5 protein-coding genes and 1 pseudogene are annotated in these 5,013 nt (G+C 63.2%); 2 read left to right on the forward strand and 4 right to left on the reverse strand.

All coding sequences use genetic code 11. From position 1 onward, the window contains the following. A pseudogene (locus ACN0YJ_RS14405) lies at nt 1-135 on the reverse strand (peptidase); the annotation flags it as partial. A gap of 148 nt (nt 136-283) precedes the next feature. Between ACN0YJ_RS14405 and ACN0YJ_RS14410 the strand changes: the two are divergent. Continuing rightward, entirely contained in the window at nt 284-643 is a 360-nt protein-coding gene (locus ACN0YJ_RS14410) for a copper-binding protein (protein WP_278348997.1), read from the forward strand. 118 nt (nt 644-761) lie between these two features. Continuing rightward, nucleotides 762-1,028 (forward strand): PepSY domain-containing protein, encoded by a 267-nt coding sequence (locus tag ACN0YJ_RS14415; RefSeq protein WP_058063772.1) that lies wholly within the window; start codon nt 762-764, stop codon nt 1,026-1,028. A 117-nt stretch (nt 1,029-1,145) separates the two neighbouring features. Here ACN0YJ_RS14415 and malE read toward each other — a convergent pair whose 3' ends face one another. From malE to ACN0YJ_RS14430, 3 genes are all read right to left on the reverse strand, one after another. Beyond that, entirely contained in the window at nt 1,146-2,423 is a 1,278-nt protein-coding gene (malE, locus tag ACN0YJ_RS14420; protein ID WP_212619335.1) for a maltose/maltodextrin ABC transporter substrate-binding protein MalE, read from the reverse strand. Between the two features lie 14 nt (nt 2,424-2,437). Continuing rightward, entirely contained in the window at nt 2,438-4,054 is a 1,617-nt protein-coding gene (locus tag ACN0YJ_RS14425; protein WP_404395256.1) for a methyl-accepting chemotaxis protein, read from the reverse strand. A 159-nt stretch (nt 4,055-4,213) separates the two neighbouring features. Then, a partial coding sequence (locus ACN0YJ_RS14430) for a thiamine pyrophosphate-dependent enzyme (protein ID WP_417496606.1) occupies nt 4,214-5,013 on the reverse strand: 800 nt, incomplete at its 5' end.

Consider the following 5,013-nt stretch of genomic DNA (forward strand, 5'->3'; position numbering starts at 1 on the left):
GAGCTTCTCGAACGACTGGATGGTGCCGGCATCGCGCAGCTTCAGTGCTTCGTCGGGACCGATGTCCTTGGCCATGGCCAGGTTGGCACCGAGGGCGAGGGTGGCGGCAGTGATCAGCGTAGTCAGTGTTTTCATGGTTCGTTTTCCTGTGTGGGTTTCGACGATTCACAGGTTACGAGTCGCGGCTTACGCCAAGCTGAACGCGGACAAACATTCACCGGCAGCAATAGATGCGGGCGTATTGTCCAATACGCGTACGTCCACCTGTTTCAGGAGGTCTGTCATGAAAGCGCTTCATTGCATCACGCTGAGCCTGGCGCTGCTCGCACAGCCTGCGCTGGCCGAAGATCTACTCAAACCGACTACGCCGGCGCCTTCGCCGGATATCGACGCCGGGCCCGCTACGGAAATGGTCTCCGAGCCAGTCATCCGCGCCACCGGTACCATCGAGGCCATGGATCGCGAGCGGGAGGTGGTAACTATCGCTCATGGCCCGGTCCCGGCGCTGAAGTGGCCGGCTTCGACCATGCAGTTTCAGGTCAGAGAGCAGCAGCTCGAAGGACTTGAAGTGGGCGACGCGGTCCGCATCGGCTTCCAGAGCGAGGGCGACGAGGCGGCGATCGTCTCCATCGACAAGCGCTGACACAGTCTCGATGCCCATGGCAGACGGGATGCAAGGAACCCTTGCTGATGGCGGGCCTCGTATTCATTAGAAGCCGCGTTGCGGCTCGCATCGATGAAACATCAAGAGGATCACGCGCATGTATCACAAGAAACTGACCGCCGCTCTTGCCATCGCCGTTCTCGGAGGCGCCAGCGGCTTTGCTCTGGCGGACAAGCCGGGCGCTGACTGGATCACCCTCGAACAGGCTGTCGAGAAGGCCAAGGCCGCCGGCTACACCACGCTCCATTCGATCGACGCCGATAACAATTCCTGGGAAGGCGAAGGCACCAAGGCCGACGGCAAAACCTGGGAATTCAAGATTGACGGCAAGACCGGCGAAGTCACCCACGACAAGGAAGACTGATCGCCGCGGCCCGCTACGGCGGGCCTTGCAGCAGACATCAGCTACCCTGGCGGCGCCAGTGCCGCCAGGGTTGATCTAAATACCTAATGCAGGTCACCGGCGCAGGCCGACCGGCCGTCAAAGCGCCTCCGGATCGGCTTCCGGCATATCTTCCAATTCTTCGGAAACAACCTCGTCAGGCTCGGTACTCGACGCAGCGGCAGGCTCCGCCGCAATCTCTTCGCCGCGCATTTGCCGTGCCGCATTGCCCAGCGCGGTTGCCTCGTCGGTGCCTTGAGCAATGTCCAGCAGCGCGGCGTTGGCAGCCTCCCAGAACGAACTCATTTGCGGTGCCGAAGGCATTGGGCGACCGAAGGTGACGCCATCCATCGATATCCGCAGGTGCTCATCCGTGACCATGTCCCAGAAAAGCCGCTTGTTCAGCGGCACACCGATGGGCTTGTCGGCGTTCACTGTGCGCAGCCCTTCGCTATCCAACAGATAGCCTTCGATGAATTGCTTGGCAGCCGCGCCGTTCGGGCTTTGCGCGGCGATCATCGCGCCCATGACGCCAACGAAGGGGCGCGCCGGTTGACCGTCGACGGTGGGCAGGGGCGCGACACCGAAATCGACGCCGGCCCGGCGCAGCCCTTCCCATGACCAGGGGCCGGTTATCCACATCGCCTGTTTGCCTGCATGCATCGCCTGCTGTGCGGCATCGCCGGGCATCCCGCCTTGCGGCAGTACGCCGCTGTCGATGAAACGGCGCAACAGGCGGCCACCCGCCAGAGCGCCCGCGTTATCGATGCCGATATCTGCCGTGTCGTAGCTGCCATCGGGCTGACGCTTGAACACGTAGCCGCCGTTGGCTGCCAAGAGTGGCCAGCTGAAGTAGGCATTGGTGTAATCCCAGCCGATGGCTTTGATGCCGCGCTTGCCGAGCTCGCTATCCAGCGTCTCGATTTCTTCGAACGAGGACGGGGGAGCCGTGATCAGTGCCTTGTTGTAGAGCAGCATGATGGCTTCGGCGCCGACCGGATAACCCCAGGTCCGTCCGCCGACGGTGAAGGCATCCCAGCCCACCGAGACCAGTGCTTCGCGCAATGCTTGCGGTGGCTCGACAGGGACGACCAGACCCTTGGCAATAAAATCGCCGAGGCGGTCCTGCGGCCAGAGGATGATGTCCGGCCCGCTACCGTTGCGGGCGGCTTCTTCGAATTTCTTCGCCAGATCGTCGGGATGTTCGACCCGGGCCGCAATGCCGGTCGCCTCGGTGAAGCGGGTCGCGACCTGTTGCAGGCCGCCGTGGCCTTTGTCGGCATTGATCCAGATGAGCAGTTTGCCCGGCTCGGCCGCAGAAACGTTCAAGCAGACGAGCAACGCCGGCAATAGGGCTGTGAGTGATTTCAAACGCATGGCTGGCCCCTGCTTCAGTAACGGTAACGTGAAATATCGGTGAGCATCCGCTCGGCCAGGGCATGCAGATCGTCGGCCTGGCTGGAGGTCTGGTTGGCGGTGCCGGTATTGGTTTCGCTCATCAAGGCGATCTTCTCCACCTGTACAGCGATCAGGTTGCTGGCGGCGCTTTGTTCGCGAATGGCATATGAGATTTCGGAGGCCAGCGCTACGGTCTGGGTCGAAGCGTTGCGGATCGCCTGTACCGCTACGCCGGTTTCCTCCGCACGGCTGGCGCTCTGCTGGACCGTATGCACGGCTTGCTGCATGCGCTTCACCACATCGCTGGCGCCTTGTTCGATGGCCGCGACGATACCGGTAATCTCTGCGGCGGATTCGGCGGTGCGTGCCGCCAGTTTGCGTACTTCATCGGCGACCACGGCGAAACCGCGGCCCTGTTCCCCGGCGCGTGCGGCTTCGATCGCCGCGTTGAGGGCAAGCAGGTTGGTCTGCGCGGCGACATCGCCGATCACCCCGGTAACGGTGGAGATGCGCGTGGTTTCCTGTTGCAGGTTATGCACGCTCTCGGCGGTGCCGTTCACTTCTTCGGCAATCATGCCCAGGTCGTCAATGGTGCTTTGCACCACCGCGACGCCTTCGGCGGCACGGTTGCCCGCCTCGGTCGACAGCTTGGCGGCATCCTCGGCGCGTTCGGCCACATGGTCGATGCTGACGGTCATTTCCTCGACGCCGGCGGCCATCTGCGTCGCCGCGTCGGCCTGGGCGACGGAGCTGCCGGAGAATTCGTTGGCATTGACCCGCAGCACGCCGGCGGCACGGCCCACATCCTCTGCGTTCCTGGCCAGGTCGTTGAAGCTGCGCTGCAGGGCTTCGATCATGGTGTCGAAGGCCTGCACGGTCTGGCCGATCTCATCGTTCGAACGGGACCCGACGCGGCGAGTCAGGTCGAGCGTTTCACCGATGGTCATGACAGTCCGTCGCATCGCCTGCAAGGGCGACATGATCGAGCGGCCCAGGGTAAGGCCGAAGCCCATCATCACCACCAGCGCCGCCAGCACGATGCCCAGCAGAAGCCGGAACGATGTGCGGTAGGCCTCGGCAGAGGCTTGCTGGGTGGCATTAAGGGCGGTGGTGGCATCGGCGGAAAGCTGATCCGCCAGCTGCCCGGTGAGAATGGCGGCATCCTCGATGAATGGGCTTGAGGCCAGTTCCATTGCGGCCTCGGTCTGGTTCTGGCGTGAGCGGGCCAGCGCCGTCTCGCCGACGATGAGGTAGGCCTTGACCGTCTTGCGGAATTCTTCCAGCGCTCGGGTGGCTTCTTCCGAGTCGGCATCGGCAATGGCCCGAGCCAGATCCTCATCGAACTCACGACCCTTGCGTTGCAACTGCTCATCGAGCGTTCGCTTGCGCGCGGAATCGGGGTCGGCGATGTGCCGGAAGATGATGCCGCGCAGTTCCTGATAACGACCGGCAAAGGTCTTCGCATCCACCAGGCGCGGAACCTCATTGCTGGTGATATGCGCGACCGATGCGTCGAGTTTTCGTAGCTGGATCAGCCCCAGCGCGCCGACGGCGAACAGCGATAGCAAAGCAATCGACACCAGCGCGATCAGGCGAAGTTTGATGGTCATGCAAGCCCCTTGAACCTATGTTGCGCGCCGCACAGGGCGACAACGGACACAAGGCTTTCGGCTAGACAGGCGTTCTCTTGAGTCCTGATCGCCGGACGGTAAGCCGCAGCTCGGCGGGGGCTGACCGGTCGGCGCGTGGACGTGCCGACCGGCGCCGGCTCAATCCTTGTCCCGCGCCGGCATCACCTTGCTCATCACCTGCTTGACCGACTGCTTGATGATGCCGGCCTGGTTCGGGTCGCCGTGCAGCAGCGCGGTGGCGAACTTCTTGGCCTGCTCCAGCTTGATGTGCGGCGGCAGCGGCGGCACGTCGGGATCGGTCTTGAATTCGATCAGCACTGGCCGGTCGGCGGCAAACGCCTGATCCCAGGCGGCGGCGACCTGATCTTCGCGGTCGACGTAGATGCCCTTCAGGCCGATGGATTCGGCGAAGCGGTGGTAGGGCACGTTGGGGATGTTCTGCGAGGCCTCGAACTTCGGATCGCCTTCCATCGCGCGCTGCTCCCAGGTCACCTGGTTCAGGTCCTCGTTATTGAACACGCAGCAGATCCATTGCGGGTTCTGCCACTCCTTCCAGTATTTGGCGACGGTGATGAGTTCGGCCATGTTGTTCATCTGCATCGCACCATCGCCCACCATGGCCACGACCGAACGCTCCGGATGGGCGAACTTGGCGGCGATGGCGTAGGGCACGGCGGCGCCCATCGAGGCCAGACCGCCGGATAACGAACCCATCATGCCGCGACGCAGCTTGACGTCGCGCGCATACCAGTTGGCGCAGGAGCCCGAGTCGCTGGTGACGATAGCCGCATCCGGCAGGCGCGGCGACAGCTCGAACGCCACCCGCTGCGGATTGATCGGATCGGCCGCGACCATGGCGCGTTTTTCCAGCGTCTGGTCCCAGTCGGCTCGCCACTGCTCGATGTTTTGCCGCCAGCTACGCTCGGTCTTCTGGTTCA

Source organism: Maricaulis sp. (assembly GCF_048270095.1).
GTDB lineage: Bacteria > Pseudomonadota > Alphaproteobacteria > Caulobacterales > Maricaulaceae > Maricaulis.